This is a genomic window from Nocardia sp. CA-135953, from assembly GCF_050955735.1.
Classification (GTDB): domain Bacteria; phylum Actinomycetota; class Actinomycetes; order Mycobacteriales; family Mycobacteriaceae; genus Nocardia.
Map to the genome: position 1 here is coordinate 6054688 of NZ_CP192082.1, position 24403 is coordinate 6079090.

Genomic DNA, 24403 nt, shown 5'->3' on the forward strand with positions numbered 1-24403 from the left:
ATGGACAAGACGCCCGGTTCGCCGCACCCACATGAACCACATCGTGACGGTCTGGCCTCTCGGCTGAACTGGTTGCGGGCGGGCGTACTCGGGGCGAATGACGGCATTGTTTCGACCGCAGGGCTGGTTGTCGGTGTCGCCGCGGCGACGACCAGCGCCTCGGCCATTTTCACCGCCGGCATTGCCGGACTCACCGCCGGTGCGATCTCCATGGCCGTCGGCGAATACGTTTCGGTTAGCGCACAGCGGGATTCCGAGCGGGCGCTACTGGCCAAGGAACGCACGGAACTCAAGGAAGAACCGGACTCCGAGCTGGCCGAACTGGCCGATATCTATCGGTCGAAGGGGCTGACATCGGAGACGGCGCGCAAAGTGGCCGAAGAGCTGACCGCGCACGACGCCTTCCTGGCCCACGCCGAGGCCGAACTCGGCCTGGATCCACAGGAGTTGACCAATCCGTGGGCAGCGGCCGTCTCCTCGGCGGCCGCGTTCACCGTGGGTGCGCTGCTGCCGCTATTGGCGATCATCCTGCCGCCGACCACCGCACGCATTCCGGTCACATTCGCGGCGGTGCTGATCGCGCTGGCGATCACCGGGTCGGTCAGCGCGCGGCTCGGCGGTAGTAATCGCGGGCGCGCGGTGGTACGAGTGGTGGTCGGTGGTGCGCTGGCGATGGCGGTCACCTACGCCATCGGTCAATTGGCGGGTATCGCCGGGATATGAGAACGGGCCGAAGGAACCCCTCGGCCCGTCCTTTGTTCAGCGCGTCGGCGTCAGTAGTAGTGCCGCCGACCGCCGACCGGGTGCCGCCCCACCGACCCGACGAGGGCCAATACCGCACCGATGAGCAGCAAGATGATTCCGGCCGTGGTGAGCAGACCGATTCCGAGTAGATACCCGACAATGAGGAGTATCAAGCCGAGGACGATCATTGTTCTTTCCTTTACTTGGTCGTCTTGACCGTTGTCCGGCCGGATGTTTCGACCGGTGCCGACCCGCTGGGCTGGCGCATGAACCGATTCCAGCTCCACACCGGCTTGCCGCCCTGCGGCGGGGTGACCTGCGCGGCGGGTTTGGTCGCGGCAGGCGGTGGTGCCGCCGGTGGCGTGCTTCGACGCCGCTCGGCGGCCTTGGCCTTCTCCTGGGCCGCCAACTCACGGCGCGACTGCCGCAGATCGCGCCTTGTGGCGCTGTTGCGGCGGGAACTACGCCAGACGCCCGCGAGCAGCAGGCCCAGGCCGAGCATCCCGAGCGCTCCGATCGCGATCCCGTAGAGGAAAAGTTCCCCCGCGGAAGCGGTGAAGTGATAGTCGAATACCCCGAAATCGCTGGATGACGTACGAACTTCGCCCGTATTGGCCGCCACTCCGGCAACGCCGATGATTACCGCGCCGATGAGAACGACGAGCCCGATGATAATGATCATGACAATCCCGTTGCGCTGGTTGACATTACCTTCTGGCTATGCCCGGTTATTCCGAAATCAAACACCGTACCGGCGCGGCGTTTGGAAACTCCTGATTCGGTTATCTGCCGAACCGAAGGACAGCCACCTACAAGGAGGTCGTGATGACCTATACCTTCGATATGACCGATTACTCCGACGAACGCGCCGTAGTCGCCGAACGCGCGCTCTACAGCCTCGGCGGCGTGCAGTCGGTCGACGTCGACCGCACCTCGGAAACCATCACCGTAAATTCCACCCTTTCCTACGGTGAAGTGCTCGACGCGATCCGCTCCGCGGGCGTCGGCGCGAAGTAGGCGGGAGCCGGTCTATCGCCGACCGAGGTCGAGGCGTCGAGTCACCCGGTCGACCAGGTCCGGGGGCATGCCGGGTTCACGGCGGGCGGCCAGAGCTTCGCGGCGGCCCGCTTCCAGGACATCGCCCTGGATATCGCGAATCTTCATCACCAGCTTCAGATCTCGGGCCGCGTTGGCCTTGGCGTCCTCGTCGGCGGCCTCCGGATCGGCGCGAGCCAGGCGTTGGCGGAGTTGGTTGCGCAGGCGTTCGTAGACCTCGTCGGGGAGGCCTTCGGTTTCGGCGATCTGCTTGAGGCAGTCGAGTTCCGCGCGGACGACACGTTCCCAAAGGCTCCGTTCGAGCAGCCGTTCCTTCTGGGAGTCGGCCTGAACACCGGTGAGCCGCACGACAAGTGGCAATGTTGGGCCCTGTAACAGCAGGGTGAACAGGACGACGGCGAAGGCCGTGAAGAGGATCTGGGTGCGGCCCGGAAACGGTTCGCGGGCATCGGTGAGCAACGGAATGGCCAGTGCCAGTGCGATGGTAGCGACACCCCGCATGCCCGCCCACCAGGTGACGACCGTCTCCTTCCAGGTGTAGGGTTCGTCGGCGTCCTCGTCGCGCCACCACCACCTGCGCAGGGATAGGGTGGTCAACAGCCACACCAGCCGCAGTCCGACCACCACGGCGACAACGACGCCGGCGACGCCGAGCAGTCGCGGCCAGTCGTCGCCCGTATCATCGAGTACGACACCGAGTTCCAGGCCGATCAACCCGAAAGCGAAACCGCTGATCAGCATTTCGGTGATCTCCCAGAACGCATCGCCGACCAGGCGGTAGTCGCGATCGCCGAAACTGGTGCCCGCATCGGTCAGATACAGTGCGCACACCAGTACCGCCAGCACGGCCGATCCCGAAAATGCCTCGGCCACACCGTAAGCGGCGAACGGCAGCAGCAGGCTCAGCGCCACCTGCCAGGACGCCTCCGCCAGCTTGCTGGTCAACTTGCTGCCCGCATAGCCAAGCGTCATCCCGACAATGATCGCGACCACCGCCGAGATCACGAACTCACCGACCGCATGCCATGCCGAAAACTTGCCCGTGAGCACGGCCTGCACCGCGACGCTATAGATGACGATCGCGGTCACATCGTTGAACAGCCCCTCACCGCCGAGCGTCACCACCAGGCGGCGCGGCAGGCCCAGCTTGCCTGCCATGGCCGTCGCGGCCACCGGATCGGGCGGGGCCACAACAGCACCGAGCGCAAAGCAAGCCGCCAATGGCAGCGCCGGATACCAGGCGTGGAAGACCGCCGTAACCGCGGCGGCCGTCGCCAAAACCAACCCGACCGCGCGCAATGCGATCGGACCCCAGTTCTCCGCGAACTGCCGCCATGAAGTCCGCCGTGCCGCCGCGTACAACAGCGGCGGCAGCACCAGCGGCAGGATCAGGTCGGGCGGCACATCGACCCGAGGAACCGCGGGTATCAGCGCGAGCACACATCCGAATACCGTCATCGGGACCGCCGATGCGACACCGAGCCGCCGAGCGAGCGGTTCGGCCAGGATCGTGGCGAATAGCAAGACGAACATCAGCACCAACTGGTCCATGACGCCCCAGTCTGCGGGGAGTTGCTGAGATTTCCCTAGCGACCGCGCCCATACGGCACTGTGAGTTTCCGGCGTTCCTGGAGTTTCCGGCGTTCCTGTCGCGTCAGACGGTTGGGCACCAGCTGCCACCAGGTCACACACCGCCACACCCATTCCAGCGGGCCGTAGCGGAACCAGTAATAGCTCCACAGCGCCTGCACCGCAATGATCGCGGCGGCCGAGCCGAATGCATCCACGCTATCGAGGGCCCGCTCCAGATCCGGTGAAGACAACGCCGCTCAGCCCCGGTTGGCGTCGACAAGCGCGGGCAGCACCAGTTCGCGGTGCACATGGTGGGTCGGGTCTTCACCGGTGGCCAGGACGTGGACGGCCTGTCCCCCGCCGTCCAGATCGAAGACCGCCGCCGAACCATCGGGTCGGCGCATCAGGGCGGCGGTGAGGTTGGCGGAGAAGTCGGCAGGGCGGGTGGTCGCCGCCATGACCAGATCCCAGCGGCTGACCAAGTAGAAATCAGTGTCGGCGATGCGGTGCACCGGCGATTCGGTGCGCAGCCGGTCGTAGAGTTCGTCGTCGATCGGCTATGGGAATCCGGGTAGCGGAGGCAGTGGCGGCAGGAATGGGAACGGATTCTCAGGCATCGGGTTGGGGATCGGGTTGGGATTCGGATTCTGCGGGACTGGATTCTCCGGCACCGGGTTCTGCGGGACCTGGTTCTGCGGAACCGGATTCTGTGGGACTGGATTCTCCGGCATCGGATTCTGTGGGACCTGGTTCTGCGGAACCGGATTCTGCGGGCCCTGGTTCTGCGGGACCGGCGGCGGTTCCGCGACGCCCTGACCTTGCGGTATGCAGGTCCAGTGGCCATCCGGCGACTGTCCCCATTGCGCGACGATCCCGTCGTGGGAGCAGTCGTCGCCGATCCGGTGCGCCTCGCGCGCCTGTTCCTGCGGTGCGCAGACCCACAGGCCGTTGCGCTGATCCCATTGCGCGACGACACCCTCGTGCGAGCAATCGTCGCCACGCTTGCGCGCCGGTTGCCCCGTGGAGGTCGTCGCGCGGTTCGACTGCGGCACGAGCGGGGGCTCGGGACGGGCGGTGCTGGCTTTGGCGCTCGACGTGCCCGATGTCGGTGCGTCGTTGTTCGGATCCTGATTCGACCGCAGTAGCGCGATCGCGACCACCAGCGCGAGCGCGGCGGCGATTACGGCCGCGATGGTCAGGACGCGCCCGCTATCGTTTCCCGATGTCGTACCGCCGCCGCGTTTCACTATCACACCGCCTTCGTGCCGAGTAGGGACTACCTTCACGAAAAGCTCTGCTGGCAGGCTACCGAAGATCGCAGTGCGAAATATCAACTTTTGCGACCTGCGTTTGCGCAGGTAGTGCCTTATTTGATGCCGACGCGCACCCTGACGGCGTCATCGTCGGTTTCGTGCAGCGCCCGACTGATCAGACTGCTGAGATCGATGCGCCGCGCACTCGCGGTGACCGCGTCGGCCAGCGGCCGCAATCCGGAATGAGCACCTTCAGCTCCGGCCCGACCTTGTCCATCCATTCGGTCACGCGCTGCGGGAACGGCACCAGGCCATCGTCCTCCAGATACATCTGCGGACTGTTCCCGGCCGTGACCAGCCGACCGACCGCCTCGACGAGATCGTCCAACGACTGACCGAACCGCACCAGATCGGGCGGAGGTCGCGCGGCTGGTCACCCAAGACCATGCCGATTCCGGGCAGCAATCGCTCCCAGGTGGCGGCCATGCTGGTCCGGTTGTGGAACGGTGTCGGGTCGGGAACTCGAACGATGTGCCGTCGTTGTCCCGGCGAAATCCGGTGAGCCCCAGTCTGTAGCCGAAGGGAGTACTGATCGGGTCGACCGGAGCCGGGATGAAGGATACTTTTCCGAGCCGGGGGCCAGGGTGAGCGCGGCTGGTAGCGGGATGGATATGTTCAGCGGGAAGTCGACGCACGGAGCATGACTTCCATCGTGTCAGCAAATTGTTCGCACCCGATCGCGCGTGATCGGACGCACGCGGTGGGTCAGTCGTCGAGATCGATCCGGACGGTCAGCAAGTCGGTGCCGAGCAATCGAACGCCCGCGCTGTTGGCCTTGGGCAACGATTGCAACCGCGCGCGCGGATCGTCATCCGGCAGTAGGTGTGCGGTCCCGGTATGCCAATGTCCGTGCACCCGCAATCGAACCCGGTTGTCGGCCTTGATATTTCGAATGTACTGCGACTTGTCACCGAATTCGGAGACGAGCCAGAACTCCTTGCCGACGCGTCGCCCCCCGATCGGCGTAATACGCGGCTGCCCACTCTTGCGCCCGACGGTCTCCAGCAACTGCTGCGTCGGCAATCTGCGCAGAATCGGATTCCCCAGCCGCCGCTGAAATGTTGTCACGACTCGGTGCTGAATATCACGCAAGTTCGCCATGCGCCGACGCTAGCACCGGCCGATCGCATCTGGCACTGTGCCGGTCACGACGGCGTGGGGTCAGCAGTGCCACCACGTATTCCGCCCCATGCGACGATCGACTCGAGATTTGTGTACTGGATAGCGCGGCGATAAGCGACAATGTGCGGAGTGCGGACCCAGTTCACTCGCGAGCTCATCGCGTTGACCAATGATTTGACGCTCATGTGTCGGCTCGCCCACGATGCCGCCGAGCGTGCCACGGCAGCGCTCGGCGATGCCGATCTCGCCGCCACCTATGAGGCCTTCGCGATCGACGAGCAGCTACAGAAGATGTACTCCGCCTGCGAGGCCAGAACCGTGGTGTTGCTCGCACTGCAGGCCCCGGTCGCACGCGACCTACGGCATGTGGTCACCGCCATCCAGATCGCCGGTGAACTGTCCCGGATCGGCTCGCTGATCAACCGCATCGCCGATCAGGTCTACAAGTACCATCCGGAACCCATTGCGCCCCAACATCTGATGGATATCCTCACCGCCATGGGTCGGCTGGCCGCACACCACACCGCCCTCGCGGGCGAATCGGTCGCCACCGGCCGCCAACCCGTTACTCCCGAATCCGGGACCCCCGCAATGGATCAACTCCAACGACAACTCCACTCGGCCCTGACCGAACGAACCGCCACCGAAGCCGCCATCGATATCGCCCTGGTGGGCAATAACCTCGAACGCTGTATCGACCACACCATCCGCATCGATCGCCTGATCCGCTTCCTGGACACCGGAATTCCGCCGACGGCCCAGACTTCCGAAGCAGGTTAGGAGTTGCGGATCCTGCTGTGCCTGGCCATGTTCGGCCTGAGCTTGATCGCCGCGCTGGTCGCCACCACCATGACTGGTGCACCACGGCGTTCCACAGTCGGGCGTGGTGCCCACCCTCTGGCTCGTACTCGGCCAGTCCGTCACCGCCGCGGGCCTGCTCGCCGAGGCCGGTCCCTCGGCCTGCCCGACCCCTATGCCAAGGGGCTGACCGTCTTCTCGGTCATCTTCGGCGTCGTCACCTGGGGATTCGCGATGCGGTGGCTGGCGCTGGCCACCGCCGTCACCGTAAAGACCGCTTGCACAGGCGAATTGCGGTTCAACTGACCTGGTGGGGCTTCACCTTCCCCGCTGAGCACCTGCATTACCAGCAGCACCGTGCTCTACGGCCACACCGGGGCGGATCTCTTCGCCGTCGCCGCGGTCGTGCTGTATATCGGACTGGTCAGCGGCTGGGCGGTCGTCGCCACCAAGACCATTCGCGGTGTACTCACCGGTCCGCTGCTCCGACCGGCCTGAGACATCGTGAGGTAGACACGGGTCAATCGCGGGGGCGCAGACCGTAGGTCAGCTGGGTAATCGTCTCGGCCAGTGCCGCTTCCACGTTCTCCGCTTCGACGAACCCGGACCCGACAAAAGTGGCCAACCCTTGCACTGAAGCAATGGCGGCAATACCGATCCGCATCGGATCACCCGCAACGACTTCGCCACCCGCCTGCCCCTCGGCAATCAAGGCGATGGGCACGGTGAATGCCCCCTCGACCGCGGCCGGCATTTCCTCACCCGAAGTCGGACTGTGTTTGTGGGCGAACATCAGCGCAAGCAGCGCGGGATTGTCGATCGCGAAATCCAGGTAGGCGAGCGCGACGGCATGCAGCCGCTCGGAGAACGATCCGGTCGGGTCGACCTCGCCGTACATCGCGGCGAGCCGATCGAACCCGACCAGCGCGAGCGCGTCGAGCAGCGCCTGCTTATCCCGGAAGTGCCTGCTCGGCGCAGCATGGCTGACGCCGAGATCGCGGGCCAGCTGACGCAGTGACAGCCCGTCCACACCGGACTCGCGCAATGTGGCCTCGGCGCGCTGGAGCAGCTCGGCGCGCAGGTCACCGTGGTGATAGGAGCGGGAGCGGACAAAACTCATGGTTGCTGCAGGATATCCGATATCGCAGGATTGTTGACATTGACTACTTTGTTGTCACTGCCTACATTGGGCGTTATGACGAACCACAAGTGGACTTCCGCAGATCTGCCCCGATTCGACGGCCGCACCGTCGTCGTCACCGGCGCCAATAGTGGAATCGGCCTGGTGACGGCCCGCGAACTGGCCCGCGTCGGCGCCCACGTCGTGCTCGCGGTGCGCGATATCGCGCGCGGCGAGGAAGCGGCGAAGCACATGTCGGGTCGCACCGAGGTGCGCGAGCTCGACCTCGCCGACCTGGCCTCCATTCGTCGCTTCGCCGCGGACTGGTCCGGCGATATCGATGTGCTGGTGAACAATGCGGGCATCATGATGGTCCCCGCCGGACGCACGAAAGATGGTTTCGAACGCCAATTCGGCACCAACCACCTCGGCCATTTCGCACTGACGAATCTGCTACTGCCCCATATCACCGATCGCGTGGTGACCATCTCCTCGCAGGCGCATCGCCGCGGCAGCATCGACCTCGACGACCTCAACTGGGAAACTCGGTCCTACAACTCCAGCGCCGCCTACGGGCAATCCAAACTCGCCAACCTGCTGTTCACCCTCGAACTACAGCGGCGCTTCACCGAAACCGGATCCCGGCTCGCGCTGAGCGCCCATCCCGGTTGGGCCGCAACGAATCTGATGGGCCACTCCGGAAACCGGATGCTGCACGAGTTCATGCGGGTGAACAATAAACTGCTCGCCCAGGATGCGAGTTTCGGCGCGCTGCCCACGCTGTTCGCCACCAGCCAGGAGTTGCCGCCGGGAAGCTACGTCGGCCCGGACAGCTGGTTCGAATTCCGCGGTCACCCGAAGATCGTCGGCCGCAGCACAGCCGCCGCGAATGCCGACCTCGCCAGCGCATTGTGGACCAAATCCGAAGAACTGACCGACGTGCGCTTTCCAGCCAACGCGTAATCAGTCGAGCATCGGGAACCTGTCCGAATTCAGTAGCCCGGCGATCGCGTCCATTTTCGCCTGCGCCGCAGCGTAATCCGGATACAGCCGGATTACCGCCGCGGCGTCGTGCAGTCGGATCATCTACCGTTCGGCCTCCAGCGGAATTCCCGCAGCCAGGCCAGCATCGGCTTGCGCGATTCCGGCGTGGGGAAGGGCGCGGCACACATCGTGATCTTCCTGCTTCAGATCGACAATGCCCTTCGGCAGGTCGAACTCGATGAACGTATTCTCCACCAGCACTATTCGCTCCCCTTCGGCCGTCCGGAATTTCCGGAACAGTTCGGCGCCGAGCGGCGCGAGCTCGTCCCAGCGCATCGGCCGCAGGAACGTCTCGATCAGTGCGAAGCCGCGGATGCGGTGCCGCCCAGTGCATACCGAGCGCGCCACCCCAGTCGTGGCCGACGATGACGACCTGTTCCAAGCCCAGCGCGTCGAACCAGGCATCCAGATAGCAGGCGTGATCGGCGAGGCGGTAGGCACTCTCCGGCTTCCCGGACGCACCCATTCCGATCAGATCCGGTGCGAGCACTCGGGTTTGATCGGCGATCCGGGTTTTGTGCCTGCACCTGGTTTCGACACACGCTTCGGCCCCGCTGTGACCCGCCACCGAATGTGACGATCGTCACCAGTCGGGAAGGCATCCGCACGGCCGATCTCAGCACAACCGCAGGTAAACCTAACTTCCGTATGTGAGCCGTACATGTTTCAACCGGCCGATGCGCCATTCAGGAGATTCTCAGACTTAAGTAAAGCGATTGCAAAGGAATCTGAGTTGATCTACTGTCTCTCTACGTAAGAACAATGAAGTTCACACAGACCGTCACGAGAGTTATCCGCAGACGACACGGCACGACGAGACTTCCCTCATCAGCCTCGTGGCGCCGCGAGAACGGATCATCCGGCCTGGACAACCGGCCCGTTCATCGGCCGCGCACGAGCTCATTCGTGACACGACCACCCCTGGAACGGCGCCGGCACGCCGAGTCAGGGGTGGTTCCACATCTACCGTCGAGTCCCCTTGCCACACCGTGCGTTCCTCGACTAGCTGTGCCGAACGTCATACGCGACAATCACATACGGGACGAGCGGGCGCAGGTAGCTTGACGCCCGACAAGTTCATCGGTGCGAGGCTAGGAAGTTCGATCTTTGTGAAGTGGTTGTCCCGCACCGCGCGTCGCGTACTCGCTGTTTGTGCACCCGTCGTATTGGCCGCCGTTGTCACCGTCGGCTGTTCCTCTATCGACGACCGGACCGGTAATACCGGCAAGGGCCCCGGACCGACGAATGCCGCAACGGTATCCGGCACGGATATCAACGACCTGCTCGGCCAGCTCGTCGATGCGCCCGAAGAGACGATGGAAGGCTACAGCCGGGAGAAGTTCCCGCACTGGGACACCAATAAGACCGAGCACGGCTTCGGCCCCGATTTCGCGCAGTACAGCAAGTGCACCAGCCGTGACGTGATGATGCTCAGGGACGCGACGGGCTCGGTCGAACTCGACCCGAAGACCTGTGAGCTCGAGGTGGGTAAGGGCGGCGGCTGGCAAGACCAGTACGGCGTCATGGATTCGAAGACCGGGAAACTCAAGCCGTACAAGTTCATAACCGACCCGGCCGGTGTCGACGCCGAACACATCGTGCCGCTGGCCGAGGCCTGGCGTTCGGGTGCGAATAAGCGCGATGAAGATACCCGCCGCCGGATCGCCAACGACGCCGTCAATCTGATCGCCTCCGATCCTTCGGCCAATAGGTCCAAGGGTGATCAGGACGCCGCGAACTATCTGCCGCCGGGAAAATTCCGGTGTGGCTATCTCGAGCACTACGTCAAGATCAAAGTAAAATATGCGCTGAACGTTGATCCCGCCGAACACACCGCACTGCGCAACGCAGTCGCCGACTGCGTCAGTCGAGGAGAGTTCAAATAAGCGACATCATCGAGATTTCCGCCAAGGCCGCCGTCATGACCGAAGAGGAAGGGACGGTCTCCGGCGAGCTCGATGTGACCGTCGATGCGACAGGTAAAGGTCTGGTTCGCTATCGCAAGACCGAGACCTGGTACACCATAGGCAATCTCGAGGCGGAGCCGCCGCGTACCTGGAGCACCGTCGCCGAGCTGGCGGCCGCCATCGAAGCCACCGCCGGAACCCGCGATGCGGCAGGCAATACCGTGCCCTTCGAGGCCTGATCCGAGCTACGGCATGGTGCTGACGACCTTGCCGAACGGATTGTCCACACGGAAGTAGCGGTACGCCTGCACCGCCCGGTCGAGCGAAATGTTCGATCGATGACCGGACGCATGCGGTATGCGGTCGCCGTGGACTCGGAATCCCTATCGCCCACCCGACAAGTGTATTTCTCACCCGACACTCGACCAGCCGATCACCGATCCCCTGCCCCTCCGCCCGTCGATGCGTTGCCGCGCAATCAGGTCCGGTTCGCTCGCCGAGCGCAGTCGAAAGGCGGCACGACGCGTCCAACGGCACCGCCGTATGACTGCGCTCGACGGATCGCGATTACCTCAGAAGCCAGCTCGACGCGGCGCTCGCGTGAGCGCAATCGTCGATGCGATTACGCGAGTCCCCGGAACTTTCGGTCTCCAGACGATCCGCTGCTCGCTTGCGCCGACGACTGGACCCGCAACACCGATCGCATTCCTGACCGGTATCAACGCGGCTGCACAGCCGCAAGAACCTCCGGCCCACGCGCGGACAACCGCTCTTCGGCGAGGCGTGCACCGACCACTGCTCCGATGACCCCGATCGCGATCCCGACCGGCAGGGCCAGCCACAGCACGACGGTCAGGTCGAGGGCAAGGCCGATGATCAGCACGATCAGAACCGGGATCACCGCGATCAGTTGGCCGAGGCTGCTGGCGAATTGCACCAAAGCCTTCGCGCAGCCTGGATTTCCGGAGGACGCGAAGGGGTTTCCGGTACGCGGCGGCAGCGGGTAGGGCGCGGTTACCGACAGGAATACGGCCGAGCCCGCGACGACGCCGAGCACAGCGAACAGTAGCGACAGCGTCCACGGGTACATCGACCAGCGGCCGAGCGCACCCGGCAGAACCACGGCCAGCAGCACGGACGGCAAGCCGATCACCAGCAGCAGGGCCAGCAGCCGCCCCCGCACATCAGCGCGCGCCGCGCCGGGCGTCACCAACGTCTGCCAGAGCGCGGTTCCGTCGTAGCCGTAGAGATTGTTGGCGGCCAGGCCCGCGAACCACGCGGCACTCACACCCGCGAACACCACACCGCCCGAGCCGTTGCCCTGGATTGCCGGAAAGACCGGCAGCAGCGCCCCTACCAGCAGCACGGGCAATAGCGCCGCCCGGCGTCGGCTGTCGCGAGACCACGTCCGCAACTCCTTGATCATCACCGCACCCACCGGCCCGGACGTCCGCACCCGGCCGAGCAGCATCCCACGCCCGCCCGTGCCGGAAACCGAATCCAGCGGCGCGGTCAACCGCCGCCGCAACAGCACCGACCATGCCTGCCACAGCACCGCCGTCAAGGCAAGCAATCCGACCAACGCGCCGAGCGCCACCAGCCAGTCACCGCGCGCAGCTGCCCCCACCGCACCAGGTGCCCACCCGGATGGCAAGGCGCGCAACACATTCGCCAACCACGGTGCCGACCCCCGCACCGAACTTACATGATTCAGCAGGAAACTCATCGGGTAGTAGGCCAGCCCGGCAAGACCGGCGAGCAGCACCCCGAGATCGCGCCCCCGCCGCGAACGCATCGCGGCACCGATCCACGCCAGCACCACCCGCGAGAGCAGCACCACGAATATCAACTGCAACACCACACCGACCAGCGCCACCACGGCCGCACCCCAACTCAGTTGCGCTGCAAGCACAATCAGTCCCGAGAAGGCGAGCAGGTTGATCACCGGCGCGGGCCCGACGAAAGCCGCCGCCAATAGCCCGGTGGCCAACTGCCGATTACTCAGCGGCAACAGCCGCAGATGTTCGGGCTGGACGGTCTCATCACTACTGCCCATCAATACCGGACCGCACAGCCAGCCGAGCGTCCATATCCCGAACCATGCGGCGGCCACCGTGATGCCACCGGCCACATCACCGTCCCGGACCCCGAATCCGATGAGACCCGCTGTGCCGAGCGCGAATACGAGTCCGATGATCACACCGCTGACGAACGTGACACCTTGCCAGCCATTGCCCAGCGCACGCTTGGTCAGCAACAACCGCATCCGAATCAGGACGCCAACCACGACAGCCCGTCCTCCCCGCCGACCCGGCCGCCGACCAGATGTACGAACGCCGTCTCCAAGGTGCTGCCTGCGCGCACCTCGTCGAGCGTGCCTGCGGCAACCACCCGCCCGGCGGTGATCACCGCGACCCGATCGCACAGATTCTCGACCAGCGCCATCACATGACTCGACAGCACCACCGCGCCGCCCGCCGCGACGAACCGCTGCAGAATGGTGCGAATCGTGCCCGCCGATACCGGATCCACGGCCTCGAACGGTTCGTCGAGCACCAGCAGTTTCGGCGCGTGCAGCAGCGCCGTCGCCAAGCCGATCTTCTTGCGCATGCCCGCGGAGTAGTCGACGACGAGAGTCCGCTCGGCACCGGTCAATTCGAAGACTCCGAGCAATTCCTCGGCACGTTCGGCCACCGTATTCGCGGGCAGTCCGCGCAGTAGACCGGTGTAGGTCAGCAGTTCTCGGCCCGTCAGGCGCTCCGGTAGCGCAAGTCCATCCGGCAAAACGCCCGCCAAAGTCTTCGCCGCGATCGGATCGGCCCACACATCGACGCCGAAGATCCGCGCCTGTCCGGCGTCCGGCCGTAACAGTCCGCAGGCCATCGACAAGGTGGTCGTCTTGCCCGCACCGTTCGGGCCGACCAGCCCGAAGAACGAGCCCGGCGGCACCGTGAGGCCGACATCGTCGACCACCCACGGACCGCCGAATCGCTTATAAAGCCCGGTCAGCTGCAGCGCAGGATCGGTATGCACCATCCATCCCCCTGGTGTTCGGTTCCCATCTCCTACGTTACGGACGAACCCGCCATCGGGTTCGAAAATAATGCTGCCCGCCCCTGGAAGGGACAGGCAGCACCAGCCCTACGCCCGCACAGTCGCCAGCTCCTGCTGCACCGGCGCAACCCAATCGATCCGATACCGTTGCTCGACCCCCATGGTCTTCTCCGGGTTCATTCCTTTGATCAGCAGCGGCATCAGCATGGACATCATCCGGCGCGCCACCGGCCCTGGCGTCTTGCTGTGGTTGATCTTGCGCGCCCGCGCCGCGACACCCTCCACCCGAGGCCGCCGCACCCCTTCATAGGCCGCGAAGGCCGAGGTGTGATCCGGCAGGTCCCGCAGACAGCGCGCCAACTGCACCGCACTCTCGATGGCCAGCGACGCCCCTTGACCCGAGCTGTTGGACGGCGCATGCACCGAATCCCCGACCAGCACCATGCGCCCCCGGTACCAGGTCGGCACCGGCGGCATAATGTGCAGTGCCCCAGTCGTTTCCAGGTTTTCCGCCGTGGTCCTGCGGGCGAATTCACCGCCCGGGGTGTCCTCGGCGTAAGTCTCCCGCAGGATGGCCAACCACTGCTCGGCCGGAATCGCGCGCGCCTCGGTCAGCGACAGGTACTCCTTGTGCGGTAGATTCGCACCCCACATGACCTTATTGCCGTCGACGGCTCCGTAGAGGTAGTACGCCTTCTTCCCGAATGCGAAAACCATTGTCTCCGGCGGAATTCCGAAATCGCCGTCGAGCATCGCACCGAATCCGATCATCCCGGTGTACTCCGGTCCCGGATTATCCGGGTCGATGAGACCTCGCACCGTGGATCGAATACCGTCCGCGCCGATCAGCACATCGGCGGTTGCGCGGCTGCCATCGGCGAAATACGCGGTGACACCGTCGGCGTCCTCCTCGACCCGGACGAGTCGCTTGTTGTACTCGAAGGGAACGCCGGCGGCGACCGCATGATCGTGCAGCGTCCGGTGCAATTCATTGCGGTCGACCATCTTCAACGACGGAACGTCCGGCATTTCCGGCATCCGCAGCACTTTGCCGCCGACCGACAGCTGGGTATGCGATATCGGACTGGCTATCTCACGAACGAGGTCGCCGGCACCGACAATGTCGAGGGCGGCAACACCATTCGGCGCCAATGCCAGCCCGCTGCCGATGCCGTAGGTAGGACCCGGATAGGCCTCGTAGACGCGAGCGGCAATGCCCGCCTTGTGCAATGCGGTGGCCGTGACGGGTCCGACGATACCACCGCCGATAACGATGGCCGTTTCTGTTTTGGACATGGGTGTACTCCAGTTATGTGCGATACAGGTTCGTCGAAAGCCCGAACCGACCGCCCCACCGCACACCCAGTTATTCTGTGGTTGCCAGCCTTGTAGCCGGGTGCGCGCATGCGGACGCGGTTCGAGACGGTTACATCGGGCTCGGCGGCGGTGTTGCCGCACCCCGCCGGGCCCGGTCTCTATTCCGTCATACCCCCTTCCACCATCCCCCTTTCCACCATCTCCGTGACCTCGGCGGGCGCCATGCCGACGGCATGCATATGCCGCCACAGATCGACGCCGGGGAAAGCGCCGGCGGCGATCTCGTCACGCAGCGACGCGGCCCACGCCACCTCGGCCTCCAGCATCGCCACACCGTATTCGGCTTCGACGACGAACAGCCTGGGCAGATCGGCAGCCGCGAGTTGATCGAGTTCTCGGCGCGCAGCCTCGATGATGCGACCCAGCGCGTCGATGCGCCGGCCGAGCAACTCGACGACTTCATCGGGCGGCAATGCCGCCACGACGGAGAGTCCGGCCGTGAACCGGTGATGTTCCGGTGCCGGCTCGGCAATCAATTCCCTTGTCCAGTCCGCCATTTCGGCGCGACCGGCATCGGTTATCGCATAGATCGTGCGTTCCGGCCGAGCACCGTCGCGCTCATTGCCGACGACCTCGAGAAAGCCCGCCTTCTCCATGTTCTGCACGACGGTGTAGAGCGAGCCCCATTTGATGTCCATATCGCGGTCCTTGCCGCGCTCACGCATCTGCGAGGCGATTTCATAGCGGTGCATCGGCCGTTCGATGACGGTCGCGAGCACCGCCAGCGCAAGCAGATTGTTCACCTTGCGCTTCGTGGCCATGGACACCTCCTTACTCGTATACGAATATACGTCTACGAGTATTCGGGCACAAGCACTAGGCGCGAACGGACTCGCGCGCTCCGTCGGTCCAGATCGCGTGTCGCTCTTCCGCCATAACTTACTCCAGAGTAAGGTCGGCTCATGGCATGGAACCCGAAAGATATGCCCGACCAGAGTGGGCGCACCTTTGTCGTCACCGGGGCCAACGGCGGCCTCGGCGTCGAGACCACCACAGTGCTGGCCGGCAAGGGCGGCACCGTGATCATGGCCTGCCGCAATGTCGCGAAAGCGCAGCCGATCGCCGACCGGATCGACGGCGACGTCCGGGTCGAGCAATTGGATCTGGCGGATCTGGCATCGGTGCGCGAATTCGCCGACAAGACCGGCGAATTCGATGTGCTCATCAATAATGCCGGTCTGATGAACATTCCGTTCTCCCGCACCAAGGACGGGTTCGAGACTCAGTTCGGCGTCAACCACCTCGGACATTTCGCGCTGACCGGACTGCTGCTCGATCGCCTCCGGGACCGGGTGGTGAGCCTGGCGAGCATCGCACACAAACAGACCCCGAAGCTGTGGATCGACGATCTCAACTACGAGAACCGCCGCTACCGGCGCAATCTCGCCTACGCCCAGTCCAAGCTGGCCAACCTGATGTTCGCCCGCGAACTGCAGCGGCGGCTGACCGAAGCGGGCTCCGACAAGAGCTCCTACGCGGTGCACCCGGGCGTCTCGGCGACCGATCTGTTCGCCAGGACCGAAACCCCACTGGACCGGATCAGCAAACCCTTCATCCGCATCATCGGCCATCCCCCGGCCAAGGCCGCCCACTCCACGCTGTTCGCGGCCACCATGCCCGATGCCGACCCAACCACCTACTGGGGTCCGAACCGGTTGTTCCAGAGCCAGGGCCCGGTCGAGCCCTCACCGTCGAGCAAGCTGTCGAACAATCCGGAACTGCTGCGCCGCCTGTGGGAGGAATCCGAGCGCATGACCGGCATCACCTACAAGTTCTAGGCCCTACCTGCTCCTACGTACCGTGTAGTAGACGGGTACCGTGGTATGCGTGTCCGCTCCACCTCGCCGCTCGGCACACAATCGCCCGGCTCTCATCGTGCTGGTGATCGTGGCCGCCCTCGCCTGCCTGGCATTGGGATGGTGGCAGTGGGAGCGGTTCGAATCCGCGAGCGGCACCGGGCAGAATCTCGGCTACGCATTGCAGTGGCCGCTGTTCGCCGGGTTCGCGGTCTTCGCGTACTTCCGATTCGTGCGGCTGGAATCCGAAGCGGACAAGCAGCCGGAAGCCGAACCGGCTCCCGCGAAGGCGCGCCGACCCACGAAAGTCGATGCGCCGCGAGAGATTCCGGCCGGACTGCTGCCCGAGCGGCCCAAGGCTGCCCGCGACGATGATCCGGTGCTCGCCGAATACAACAAGTATCTGGCCGAGCTGCACGCGCAAGATATCGACCAACACGTCCGGGATGCGGGCCTGGCCCACGACACACACAGGAGCGCCGGTTGACCACCAGCGAGAACTCGACCGAATCCGCCGCGACGCTCACCCCCGAGCCGACGGCCACGAACGTCGCGAAGATCAAGCCCGCGCTGCTGCGCTACCGTGTGCTCGCCTGGACGACGGGTCTGTGGCTGCTGCTGCTCACCGGCGAAATGATCGCCAAGTACGGCTTCGACGTGCACACCCCGAACTGGATCGCGGTCGTGCACGGCTGGGTCTATTTCGTCTACCTGCTGGTCACCGCCGACCTCGCGGTCAAGGTGCGCTGGCCGATCCCGCGCACCGTCGGCACCCTGATCGCAGGCACCATCCCGCTGCTGTCCTTCTTCGTCGAACACGTCAACGCGAACAAGGTCAAACAAGACTTCAACCTCTGACCGGAGTCAGGCCCACAGCGGATCCGGACCCGCTGTGGGCCAGCGCCTTCGCCGGGATCCGCTCCCTTTCGACAGCCCCACTGCACACTCCCGAGTTCACCCCCAGCCACCTTTCGCCGGGATCCACACCCGTCACAGGGGCCAACACGCGCAGCGAGGCCCGCACCCATCGCGCGGCCAACGCCTGTCGCCGGGATCCGCACCCGCTGTGGGCCAGCTCCTACGCCGGGATCCGCTCCCTCTCCACAGCCCCACTGCACACTCCCGAGTTCACCCCCAGCCACCTTTCGCCGGGATCCACACCCGTCACAGGGCCAACACGCGCAGCGAGGCCCGCACCCATCGCGCGGCCAACGCCTGTCGCCGGGATCCGCACCCGCTGTGGAGCCGCACCCATCGCCCGCACGCGTCGCCGGGGCCCGCACCCGTTGCCTGGAGTACAGCATCCATCGCCGGGGCCCGCATCCGCCGGGTCCCCCGAGCGCGCGGCTGATTCAGGACTCGGCGAGGGCCGCGAGCGCAGGGAGAAGTTGGGTGAGCGCGCGTCCGCGGTGCGATAAGGCGTCCTTCTCGGCGGGGGTCAGCTGAGCAGCGGTGCTGTCGCCGCCCGCCGGTATGAACAGCGGATCGTAGCCGAAACCGCCGTCGCCGACCGGTTTCCGGCCGATCGCACCGGGCCATTCACCGCGCACCGCGATCTCGGTGCCGCCGGGCACCACCAGCGCGCAGGTGGACACGAACTGTGCACCGCGCCGCTCGTCCGGTACGTCACCGAGTTGCGCGAGCAGCAGCGCGTTATTGGCCGCGTCATCGCCGTGCCCCCCGGACCAGCGCGCGGACAGCACACCGGGCATACCGTTCAACGCGTCCACCGCGATACCGGAATCGTCTGCGACACAAGGCAATCCGGTGGCGGCGGCACCATCGCGCGCCTTTGCCAGCGCATTCTCCTCGAAGGTCGCTCCGGTCTCGGGCGCCTCGTCGTAGGCGGGCACATCGGCGAGCCCGACGATCTCGATACCCGCGATACCCGCATCGGCGAGGATCCGACGCAGTTCGTTCAACTTCTTGGCATTGCGACTGGCGACCAGGACGCGGCGCGACATCACTTCTTCTTCGACTCGGCAGGCTGGGGCAGCACACCCGGATACGGCAGTGCGAGCGCCTCTTTCTGGATGGCGAACAGCCGGTCGCATCCCGCGAGCGCGGAGTCGAGCAGCTTGTCCAGGGTGGAGCGCGGGAAGGTCGCGCCCTCACCGGTGCCCTGGACCTCCACCAGGGTGCCGGTATCGGTGGCGACCACATTCATATCGACCTCGGCGCGCGAATCCTCTTCGTACGGCAGGTCCAACCGCACCCGGCCGTCGACGACGCCGACGCTCACCGCGGCGATCGCACACGAGATCGGCTGCGGGTCGGCCAATCCGCCCGCCGCGCCGAGGTAGGTCACCGCATCCGAGAGTGCGACATACGCACCGGTGATGGCCGCGGTCCGCGTCCCACCGTCGGCCTGCAGCACATCGCAATCGATGGCAATGGTGTTCTCGCCGATGGCCGCCAGGTCGATGCATGCGCGCAGCGACCGGCCGACCAACCGGCTGATCTCCTGGGTGCGCCCGCCGACCTTGCCCTTCACCGACTCCCGCCCGCTGCGGGTATGCGTGGCCGCGGGCAGCATCGCGTATTCGGCGGTGAGCCAGCCGAGCCCGGAATCGCGACGCCACGGGGGCACGCCCTCGGTGACGCTCGCGGTGCACATCACCCGGGTCTGCCCGAACTCCACCAGCACCGAACCGGCTGGATGCGTGGTGAAGCCACGGGTGATCCGTACCTCGCGGAGCTCATCGTCCGCCCTGCCATCGGCTCGTCTCGACACGCGCCAAGCCTAGTCACATGGCCTACCGCGCGCGGCAACCGGTCAGATGTCGAAGGTTTCGCCCGGTGTGACGGCGTGCACCGGTCCGGAGAACTGCGCCTTCGCCTCCGCGATCACGTCCTCGCGAGAGGTCCACGGCGGAATGTGGGTGAGCAGCAGCTCTTTCACGCCCGCACGGGCGGCGATAATGCCCGCCTCGGTGCCGGAGAGATGAATGCCGGCGGGCCGGTTGGCCGGATCGTGTGTCCACGACGCCTCCGACATGAGCAGGTCGGCGCCCTGCGCGAGTTCGAGTACCGCATCACACATCGCGGTATCGCCGGTGTAGACGAAGGTCCGCCCGGACGCGGTCGTGATGCGCAGCCCGTACGACTCCGGCGGGTGATGCATCCGACGTGCGAGCACCGTATGGCCAGGACCGAATTCGACCGCCTCGCCCTCGACCCACGTCTGATGGTCGATGACGTCGGACCAGTCGTCGCATTCACCGCCGATTTCGGCGGAGGCATTGCCGATGCGCACCGCGCTATCGGACGGACCGCGCACGATCGCCTGCCCCACCGGAGGGGTCGGGTGGTAGCGCCGCCAGACCAGCAGTCCGGGCAGATCCAGGCAGTGATCGGCATGCAGATGCGTGAGGAAGATATCGATTTCGCCGGGATCGACATAGCGCTGCAATGCGCCGAGCACGCCGGGTCCGAAATCGATGACCACCGGCGACATATCCGGCCCGGTCAGTAGGTACCCCGACGCTGGGGAGTCCGGGCCGGACACACTGCCCGAGCACCCGATGACGGTAAGGCGCATTCCCCCATGCTCCCACGACGAATTCGCACTCACGGCATCGCCTCGCCAGCGCTCGGCGATGTCGTGAATGCGAACTCAGCTGTGTTCATTGTTCGCTCGCTGCGCTCGCTCGAGAACCGATCCCCACGTACCGCTGCGCGCCGCGCGAGTACCTCGGCTACGCATTGACTCCGGCTCGATCCCCGCGACGGTGTCGACGTTCATCAGCAGAGAGTACCCAGCCGGCAAGCACTCCACCCATCGCCCCGAAAAGATGCCCCTGCCAAGAGATTCCGGGTTGTCCGGGCAGCACACCCCACAGCACCGACCCGTAAATCGCCAGTACAACCAGGCCGATGCCGATCTGCACCACGTTGCGGGCAAACCAGCCGCGAGAGATAAGGAAAGTCAGCCAGCCGAAGATCAGCGACGACGCGCCGAGATGCACCGATCCGGTGGCGCCGGTGAGCCAGACGCCGATTCCGGCCACGATCCAGATGATCGCGGTGGCGGCGAGTCCGCGCCCGATGCCCGCGAGCAGGGTGATGAAACCGAGGACGATAACCGGAAGTGTATTGGCGAACAGGTGATCCCAGCCGTGGTGCAGGACCGGGGCCCAGAGAATGCCCCACAGGCCGTCCGCTTCGCGCGGTTCGATGCCGTTGTAATCGAGTTGATTGTGGTCGAGCTCGTCGACGCCTTCGACGCCGTAGAGCAGGGCAACGAATGCGGTGATGATGACGCCCGCGCGCAGCCAGAGCTGTTTGAGACTGTTCGGTTGGACAGGCGCGCCGGAGGGCACGCGCGGCCGCCCGAGTCGGGCGCGTAGTGCGGCGATCCGTTCCGGATCGAACGATGAACCGATTCCCGAACCGCCGGTCATCGCAACCTCCTCGTCGAGCGAGGCCCGGACGCCGGGGATATGCGACAAGGGACTCGCTCTTTCGAGAGTACCGGGGCGTATCGCGACCAATCGGCCAGAGATACAGCGTGCGCTTTCCGCGCGAAAAGCGCACGCTCAGGCCGGATCGCTCGAATTCAGGCCCAGAGCTGGCCGTCGAGGCGTTCCTCGGCCTCTTCGAGCGTCCCGTCGTACGCGCCGGTGGACAGGTACTTCCATCCGCCGTCGGCAACCACGAAGGCGATATCGGCCCGCGTGCCCGCACGCACGCATTTACGCGCGACACCGAGCGCCGCATGCAGAATCGCGCCGGTCGAAATGCCCGCGAAAATGCCCTCTTCCAACACCAGCTCGCGCGTGCGCTTCACCGCGTCGAAGGGACCGACCGAAAAACGAGTGGTCAGCACCGACTCGTCGTAGAGCTCAGGAATGAAGCCTTCATCGATATTGCGCAGTCCGTACACGAGTTCGCCGTAGCGCGGTTCGGCCGCGACGATTTCGATGCCGGGCACCTTCTCGCGCAGGAAGCGACCGGTCCCCATGAGCGTGCCGGTTGTCCCGAGACCCGCGACGAAATGCGTGATCTCGGGCAAGTCGGAGAGAATCTCCGGGCCGGTGGTCTCGTAGTGCGCCAAGGCATTGGCCGGATTGCCGTACTGGTACAGCATCACCCAGTCCGGATTCTCCGCCGCGATCTGCTTGGCCAGCGCGACCGCCTGATTCGAACCGCCCGCGGCCGGGGAATCGATGATCTCCGCACCGAACATGGTCAACAGCTGACGGCGTTCGACCGAGGTGTTCTCCGGCATCACGCAGACCAGCCGGTAGCCCTTGAGCTTGGCCGCCATGGCCAGCGAAATGCCGGTATTTCCGCTGGTCGGCTCCAGGATCGTGCAGCCGGGGGGCAGCAGGCCGTCGGCCTCGGCCTGCTCGATCATCCGCAGGGCAGGCCGGTCCTTGATGGAACCGGTCGGGTTGCGGTCCTCGAGCTTGGCCCACAGCCGCACCGGGTGGTCACCGTCCCACTGCGGGGACAGGTTGCGCAGCCCGACGAGCGGGGTGTTGCCGAGGGTCGCGATCAGCGATTCGTAGCGCGTCACGGGGTCGATCAGCCTCCGGCGACGGCGGGCAGGATGGTGACGCTGGCGCCCTCGGGCACCTCGGCCTCGAGGCCGCCTGCGAAGCGCACATCCTCGTCGTCGACGTAGATGTTGACGTAGCGGTTCAGCTTGCCGTCCTTGAGCAGCCGCTCCGCGAGGCCTGGATGGTTGGCGTCGAGGTTGTGGATCAGCGCGGACAGGGTCGAGCCCTGCGCGTCGACGCGCTTCTCGCCTCCGGTAAGGCCACGCATGATGGTCGGGATGGACACGGTTACCGGCATTGGAACTCCTCGAATTCGACGAACATAGGGGTACTAAACGGTCTCGTACGCATCGACGATCCGGACCGGCTCCTCGGTGACCTCACCGTCCACGATCCGGTAGCTGCGCAGCTCGTGCTGCTCGGGATCGCGGGTGGAGATCAACACGTAATGCGCGAACGGCTCGGACGCATAGGAGATATCGGTGCGGCTCGGATAGGCCTCGGTGGCGGTATGCGAGTGGTAGATCACCACGGGGGTCTCGTCGGCATCGTCCATCGCCCGCCACACCTTCAGCTGTTCACCGGAATCGAACCGGTAGAAGGTCGGCGAGCGCTCGGCATTGACCATGGCGATGAATCGCTCCGGCCGATCCGAACCCTCCGGACCGGCGATGACGCCGCAGGCCTCGTCCGGGTGATCGGCGCGCGCATGCGCCACCATCGCCTCCACCAGGTCGGTCCTGATCACCAGCACGAGTTCAAACCCTTCCGCATTCGGGATATCCGCTGCCGACATATCGCACCCGACAACGATCCAGAATATTCGGCTATTCCCGCCCACCTGTCGGCCGGTACCCTCCCGGCGCACTTTCGCGGATTCCGCCAGGCATGTCGGTATGGGAACCCCCTAGGAGCGCGGGAAGAGGTCCGCGTAGGCGGGGATGCCGGCCACGGAGTTGGCGGAAAGGATCGCGTCGACGATGGCGCGCTCGACGCAGACCGCCGCCGCGGTACAAACCTCATCCAGCACCAGTAGGTCGGACGGGAAGGCGGGCGGCATCGGGGCGGCGGTGATTTCGGCGGTGCCGGTGGACAGCGCGAAGAGAGTGTCACCGTCGAGGGGTGAGTGGGCGGGACGGATGGCGCGGGCGAGCCCGTCATGGGCGGTGGTGGCCATGCGCCGGCAACCGGCGGGGTCCAGGGGTGCATCGGTGGCGACCACGCCGATCGTCGTGTTGAGAACGGTGCCCTTGACCGGTAGGGCGTTTGCCACGGCCAGTTGCTCGGGCGTGGCGGGATACAGGCCGAATACTTCGTGGCCTTCGGTCCCGACGCCCCATGGCAGGCCGGTCCGCGGGTCGAAGACCGAGCCGACCGGATTGGCGACGACCAGCGCCGCCACCGTGATGCCCGCGGCGGCACCCGCACCGAGCACGACGCTCGCGGTCCCCACGCCGCCCTTGATCGAACCGGCCCGCGCACCGACGCCCGCGCCGACGCAGCCCCGATCGAACTCCTCCGCCGCCGCCTCGGCCGCCAGGAAACCGAAGTCGGCGGTCGGTCGAATTCGCCAGTCCCCCACCGGAAGATCGAAGATCACCGCGGCGGGAACGATGGGCACCACCCGACTCGGATCAACCGGATCCATCTGTATGCCCTCGCGATGTTCCTCCAGCCAACGCATTACGCCGTCCGCGGCCGCGAGTCCGTAGGCGCTACCACCGGTGAGCAGGATCGAATTCACTTGGCGCACAGTGTTGCCCGGGTCGAGCAGATCGGTTTCCCTGGTCCCAGGTCCGCCACCGCGCACATCTACCGCGGCGGTCGCACCGCCGGGTATGCGCACGACGGTGCAGCCGGTCGCCGCGCCGGAGCCCAGCGTCGCATCCGGATCGAGCACATGATGGTGCCCGACCAGCAGGCTGGGCACATCGGTGAGCGAATTCCGCTGTCCCGCTTGCGCATTCTCCTGGGTGCTCGTCACGATCAACCCGGA

The 24403-nt window shown here is 65.5% G+C and carries 34 protein-coding genes and 1 pseudogene; 11 read left to right on the plus strand and 24 right to left on the minus strand.

The window, feature by feature from the left end; translation table 11 throughout:
- The gene (locus ACQPXH_RS27755; protein WP_433599417.1) at positions 1–723 is read left to right on the plus strand and encodes a VIT1/CCC1 transporter family protein; all 723 of its coding nucleotides are present in this window, start codon (positions 1–3) and stop codon (positions 721–723) included.
- A gap of 50 nt (positions 724–773) precedes the next feature.
- Here the strand turns inward: ACQPXH_RS27755 and ACQPXH_RS27760 are convergent, their stop codons facing one another.
- Together ACQPXH_RS27760 and ACQPXH_RS27765 are read right to left on the minus strand one after the other, a co-directional pair.
- A complete protein-coding gene (locus ACQPXH_RS27760) occupies positions 774–932 on the minus strand; it encodes a hypothetical protein (RefSeq protein ID WP_433599418.1) in 159 nt (52 codons plus the stop codon).
- 11 nt (positions 933–943) lie between these two features.
- Positions 944–1426 (minus strand): hypothetical protein, encoded by a 483-nt coding sequence (locus tag ACQPXH_RS27765; RefSeq protein WP_433599419.1) that lies wholly within the window; start codon positions 1424–1426, stop codon positions 944–946.
- A 143-nt stretch (positions 1427–1569) separates the two neighbouring features.
- On the opposite strand from ACQPXH_RS27765, the gene ACQPXH_RS27770 reads away from it, so the two are divergent.
- Complete coding sequence (locus ACQPXH_RS27770; protein WP_433599420.1) at positions 1570–1761, plus strand: heavy-metal-associated domain-containing protein; 192 nt, start codon at positions 1570–1572, stop codon at positions 1759–1761.
- 12 nt (positions 1762–1773) lie between these two features.
- On the opposite strand, the gene ACQPXH_RS27775 is transcribed toward ACQPXH_RS27770, so the two are convergent.
- The 6 genes from ACQPXH_RS27775 to ACQPXH_RS27800 all read right to left on the minus strand — a co-directional run bounded on the left by ACQPXH_RS27775 (position 1774) and on the right by ACQPXH_RS27800 (position 5786).
- A complete protein-coding gene (locus ACQPXH_RS27775; protein ID WP_433599421.1) occupies positions 1774–3351 on the minus strand; it encodes a Na+/H+ antiporter in 1578 nt (525 codons plus the stop codon).
- 35 nt (positions 3352–3386) lie between these two features.
- On the minus strand, positions 3387–3623 hold the full coding sequence (locus ACQPXH_RS27780) for a DUF418 domain-containing protein (protein WP_433599422.1): 237 nt from the start codon (positions 3621–3623) through the stop codon (positions 3387–3389).
- Between the two features lie 6 nt (positions 3624–3629).
- Positions 3630–3884 carry a hypothetical protein gene (locus ACQPXH_RS27785; RefSeq protein WP_433599423.1) on the minus strand — a complete coding sequence of 85 codons (255 nt, stop codon included), beginning with the start codon at positions 3882–3884 and terminating at the stop codon, positions 3630–3632.
- 45 nt (positions 3885–3929) lie between these two features.
- Complete coding sequence (locus tag ACQPXH_RS27790) at positions 3930–4625, minus strand: hypothetical protein (protein WP_433599424.1); 696 nt, start codon at positions 4623–4625, stop codon at positions 3930–3932.
- Between the two features lie 175 nt (positions 4626–4800).
- The gene (locus ACQPXH_RS27795; RefSeq protein WP_433599425.1) at positions 4801–5013 is read right to left on the minus strand and encodes a hypothetical protein; all 213 of its coding nucleotides are present in this window, start codon (positions 5011–5013) and stop codon (positions 4801–4803) included.
- Positions 5014–5390: 377 nt separating this feature from the next.
- Positions 5391–5786 carry a nitroreductase/quinone reductase family protein gene (locus ACQPXH_RS27800; protein WP_433599426.1) on the minus strand — a complete coding sequence of 132 codons (396 nt, stop codon included), beginning with the start codon at positions 5784–5786 and terminating at the stop codon, positions 5391–5393.
- 150 nt (positions 5787–5936) lie between these two features.
- Between ACQPXH_RS27800 and ACQPXH_RS27805 the strand changes: the two genes are divergently transcribed.
- Genes ACQPXH_RS27805 through ACQPXH_RS27815 form a run of 3 tightly spaced genes read left to right on the plus strand, consistent with a single transcriptional unit; the run spans position 5937 to position 7103 of the window.
- A complete protein-coding gene (locus ACQPXH_RS27805) occupies positions 5937–6587 on the plus strand; it encodes a phosphate signaling complex PhoU family protein (RefSeq protein ID WP_433599427.1) in 651 nt (216 codons plus the stop codon).
- A gap of 3 nt (positions 6588–6590) precedes the next feature.
- Entirely contained in the window at positions 6591–6911 is a 321-nt protein-coding gene (locus tag ACQPXH_RS27810) for a hypothetical protein (RefSeq protein WP_433599428.1), read from the plus strand.
- Positions 6912–6962: 51 nt separating this feature from the next.
- A complete protein-coding gene (locus tag ACQPXH_RS27815) occupies positions 6963–7103 on the plus strand; it encodes a hypothetical protein (RefSeq protein ID WP_433599429.1) in 141 nt (46 codons plus the stop codon).
- A 22-nt stretch (positions 7104–7125) separates the two neighbouring features.
- On the opposite strand, the gene ACQPXH_RS27820 is transcribed toward ACQPXH_RS27815, so the two are convergent.
- Positions 7126–7725 (minus strand): TetR/AcrR family transcriptional regulator, encoded by a 600-nt coding sequence (locus tag ACQPXH_RS27820; RefSeq protein ID WP_433599430.1) that lies wholly within the window; start codon positions 7723–7725, stop codon positions 7126–7128.
- A gap of 75 nt (positions 7726–7800) precedes the next feature.
- Here ACQPXH_RS27820 and ACQPXH_RS27825 point away from each other — a divergent pair, with 75 nt between their 5' ends.
- Positions 7801–8688, plus strand: coding sequence for an oxidoreductase (locus ACQPXH_RS27825; RefSeq protein ID WP_433599431.1), 888 nt, complete (start codon positions 7801–7803; stop codon positions 8686–8688).
- On the opposite strand, the gene ACQPXH_RS27830 is transcribed toward ACQPXH_RS27825, so the two are convergent.
- The 3 genes and pseudogenes from ACQPXH_RS27830 to ACQPXH_RS27840 all read right to left on the minus strand — a co-directional run.
- Positions 8689–8811: a hypothetical protein gene (locus ACQPXH_RS27830; RefSeq protein ID WP_433599432.1), complete on the minus strand. Its 123-nt coding sequence runs from the start codon at positions 8809–8811 to the stop codon at positions 8689–8691.
- The gene (locus tag ACQPXH_RS27835) at positions 8812–9117 is read right to left on the minus strand and encodes a hypothetical protein (RefSeq protein ID WP_433599433.1); all 306 of its coding nucleotides are present in this window, start codon (positions 9115–9117) and stop codon (positions 8812–8814) included.
- Positions 9118–9139: 22 nt separating this feature from the next.
- Positions 9140–9235 (minus strand): annotated as a pseudogene (locus tag ACQPXH_RS27840) (haloalkane dehalogenase); the annotation flags it as partial.
- 643 nt (positions 9236–9878) lie between these two features.
- Here ACQPXH_RS27840 and ACQPXH_RS27845 point away from each other — a divergent pair.
- Positions 9879–10655 (plus strand): HNH endonuclease family protein, encoded by a 777-nt coding sequence (locus ACQPXH_RS27845; protein WP_433599434.1) that lies wholly within the window; start codon positions 9879–9881, stop codon positions 10653–10655.
- 35 nt (positions 10656–10690) lie between these two features.
- The gene (locus ACQPXH_RS27850) at positions 10691–10915 is read left to right on the plus strand and encodes a hypothetical protein (RefSeq protein WP_433599435.1); all 225 of its coding nucleotides are present in this window, start codon (positions 10691–10693) and stop codon (positions 10913–10915) included.
- A gap of 479 nt (positions 10916–11394) precedes the next feature.
- Here ACQPXH_RS27850 and ACQPXH_RS27855 read toward each other — a convergent pair whose 3' ends face one another.
- From ACQPXH_RS27855 to ACQPXH_RS27870, 4 genes are all read right to left on the minus strand, one after another.
- Positions 11395–12963: a hypothetical protein gene (locus ACQPXH_RS27855; RefSeq protein WP_433599436.1), complete on the minus strand. Its 1569-nt coding sequence runs from the start codon at positions 12961–12963 to the stop codon at positions 11395–11397.
- Complete coding sequence (locus ACQPXH_RS27860; protein WP_433599437.1) at positions 12948–13712, minus strand: ABC transporter ATP-binding protein; 765 nt, start codon at positions 13710–13712, stop codon at positions 12948–12950. The genes ACQPXH_RS27855 and ACQPXH_RS27860 overlap by 16 nt, the downstream gene beginning before the upstream one ends.
- A gap of 105 nt (positions 13713–13817) precedes the next feature.
- Positions 13818–15026: an FAD-dependent oxidoreductase gene (locus ACQPXH_RS27865; protein WP_433599438.1), complete on the minus strand. Its 1209-nt coding sequence runs from the start codon at positions 15024–15026 to the stop codon at positions 13818–13820.
- A 179-nt stretch (positions 15027–15205) separates the two neighbouring features.
- Positions 15206–15868 carry a PadR family transcriptional regulator gene (locus ACQPXH_RS27870; protein WP_433599439.1) on the minus strand — a complete coding sequence of 221 codons (663 nt, stop codon included), beginning with the start codon at positions 15866–15868 and terminating at the stop codon, positions 15206–15208.
- Between the two features lie 141 nt (positions 15869–16009).
- Between ACQPXH_RS27870 and ACQPXH_RS27875 the strand changes: the two genes are divergently transcribed.
- From ACQPXH_RS27875 to ACQPXH_RS27885, 3 genes are all read left to right on the plus strand, one after another.
- Positions 16010–16885 carry an oxidoreductase gene (locus ACQPXH_RS27875; RefSeq protein ID WP_433599440.1) on the plus strand — a complete coding sequence of 292 codons (876 nt, stop codon included), beginning with the start codon at positions 16010–16012 and terminating at the stop codon, positions 16883–16885.
- A gap of 49 nt (positions 16886–16934) precedes the next feature.
- Positions 16935–17390 (plus strand): transcriptional regulator, encoded by a 456-nt coding sequence (locus ACQPXH_RS27880; RefSeq protein WP_433599441.1) that lies wholly within the window; start codon positions 16935–16937, stop codon positions 17388–17390.
- Positions 17391–17461: 71 nt separating this feature from the next.
- On the plus strand, positions 17462–17761 hold the full coding sequence (locus ACQPXH_RS27885; RefSeq protein WP_245567036.1) for a DUF3817 domain-containing protein: 300 nt from the start codon (positions 17462–17464) through the stop codon (positions 17759–17761).
- A 494-nt stretch (positions 17762–18255) separates the two neighbouring features.
- On the opposite strand, the gene rdgB is transcribed toward ACQPXH_RS27885, so the two are convergent.
- From rdgB to ACQPXH_RS27925, 8 genes are all read right to left on the minus strand, one after another.
- Complete coding sequence (gene rdgB, locus ACQPXH_RS27890; protein WP_433599442.1) at positions 18256–18867, minus strand: RdgB/HAM1 family non-canonical purine NTP pyrophosphatase; 612 nt, start codon at positions 18865–18867, stop codon at positions 18256–18258.
- Positions 18867–19637: a ribonuclease PH gene (gene rph / locus ACQPXH_RS27895; protein ID WP_433599443.1), complete on the minus strand. Its 771-nt coding sequence runs from the start codon at positions 19635–19637 to the stop codon at positions 18867–18869. The genes rdgB and rph overlap by 1 nt, the downstream gene beginning before the upstream one ends.
- 42 nt (positions 19638–19679) lie before the next feature.
- Complete coding sequence (locus tag ACQPXH_RS27900; protein WP_433599444.1) at positions 19680–20444, minus strand: cyclic nucleotide-degrading phosphodiesterase; 765 nt, start codon at positions 20442–20444, stop codon at positions 19680–19682.
- A gap of 157 nt (positions 20445–20601) precedes the next feature.
- Positions 20602–21306 carry a rhomboid family intramembrane serine protease gene (locus ACQPXH_RS27905; RefSeq protein ID WP_433599445.1) on the minus strand — a complete coding sequence of 235 codons (705 nt, stop codon included), beginning with the start codon at positions 21304–21306 and terminating at the stop codon, positions 20602–20604.
- 155 nt (positions 21307–21461) lie between these two features.
- Entirely contained in the window at positions 21462–22424 is a 963-nt protein-coding gene (locus ACQPXH_RS27910; protein WP_433599446.1) for a PLP-dependent cysteine synthase family protein, read from the minus strand.
- A gap of 8 nt (positions 22425–22432) precedes the next feature.
- The gene (locus tag ACQPXH_RS27915) at positions 22433–22705 is read right to left on the minus strand and encodes a MoaD/ThiS family protein (RefSeq protein WP_433599447.1); all 273 of its coding nucleotides are present in this window, start codon (positions 22703–22705) and stop codon (positions 22433–22435) included.
- A 33-nt stretch (positions 22706–22738) separates the two neighbouring features.
- A complete protein-coding gene (locus tag ACQPXH_RS27920; protein ID WP_040687189.1) occupies positions 22739–23161 on the minus strand; it encodes a Mov34/MPN/PAD-1 family protein in 423 nt (140 codons plus the stop codon).
- 153 nt (positions 23162–23314) lie between these two features.
- Positions 23315–24391 carry a P1 family peptidase gene (locus tag ACQPXH_RS27925; protein ID WP_433599448.1) on the minus strand — a complete coding sequence of 359 codons (1077 nt, stop codon included), beginning with the start codon at positions 24389–24391 and terminating at the stop codon, positions 23315–23317.
- Positions 24392–24403: the final 12 nt, after the last annotated feature.

Coding starts and splice junctions, on each gene's coding strand:
- ACQPXH_RS27755 (WP_433599417.1), top strand. CDS start 1: ATGGACAAGACGCCCGGTTCGCCGCACCCACATGAACCACATCGTGAC.
- ACQPXH_RS27760 (WP_433599418.1), bottom strand. CDS start 932: ATGATCGTCCTCGGCTTGATACTCCTCATTGTCGGGTATCTACTCGGA.
- ACQPXH_RS27765 (WP_433599419.1), bottom strand. CDS start 1,426: ATGATCATTATCATCGGGCTCGTCGTTCTCATCGGCGCGGTAATCATC.
- ACQPXH_RS27770 (WP_433599420.1), top strand. CDS start 1,570: ATGACCTATACCTTCGATATGACCGATTACTCCGACGAACGCGCCGTA.
- ACQPXH_RS27775 (WP_433599421.1), bottom strand. CDS start 3,351: ATGGACCAGTTGGTGCTGATGTTCGTCTTGCTATTCGCCACGATCCTG.
- ACQPXH_RS27800 (WP_433599426.1), bottom strand. CDS start 5,786: ATGGCGAACTTGCGTGATATTCAGCACCGAGTCGTGACAACATTTCAG.
- ACQPXH_RS27820 (WP_433599430.1), bottom strand. CDS start 7,725: ATGAGTTTTGTCCGCTCCCGCTCCTATCACCACGGTGACCTGCGCGCC.
- ACQPXH_RS27825 (WP_433599431.1), top strand. CDS start 7,801: ATGACGAACCACAAGTGGACTTCCGCAGATCTGCCCCGATTCGACGGC.
- ACQPXH_RS27830 (WP_433599432.1), bottom strand. CDS start 8,811: ATGATCCGACTGCACGACGCCGCGGCGGTAATCCGGCTGTATCCGGAT.
- ACQPXH_RS27850 (WP_433599435.1), top strand. CDS start 10,691: ATGACCGAAGAGGAAGGGACGGTCTCCGGCGAGCTCGATGTGACCGTC.
- ACQPXH_RS27860 (WP_433599437.1), bottom strand. CDS start 13,712: ATGGTGCATACCGATCCTGCGCTGCAGCTGACCGGGCTTTATAAGCGA.
- ACQPXH_RS27865 (WP_433599438.1), bottom strand. CDS start 15,026: ATGTCCAAAACAGAAACGGCCATCGTTATCGGCGGTGGTATCGTCGGA.
- ACQPXH_RS27870 (WP_433599439.1), bottom strand. CDS start 15,868: ATGGCCACGAAGCGCAAGGTGAACAATCTGCTTGCGCTGGCGGTGCTC.
- ACQPXH_RS27875 (WP_433599440.1), top strand. CDS start 16,010: ATGGCATGGAACCCGAAAGATATGCCCGACCAGAGTGGGCGCACCTTT.
- rdgB (WP_433599442.1), bottom strand. CDS start 18,867: ATGTCGCGCCGCGTCCTGGTCGCCAGTCGCAATGCCAAGAAGTTGAAC.
- ACQPXH_RS27900 (WP_433599444.1), bottom strand. CDS start 20,444: ATGCGCCTTACCGTCATCGGGTGCTCGGGCAGTGTGTCCGGCCCGGAC.
- ACQPXH_RS27905 (WP_433599445.1), bottom strand. CDS start 21,306: ATGACCGGCGGTTCGGGAATCGGTTCATCGTTCGATCCGGAACGGATC.
- ACQPXH_RS27915 (WP_433599447.1), bottom strand. CDS start 22,705: ATGCCGGTAACCGTGTCCATCCCGACCATCATGCGTGGCCTTACCGGA.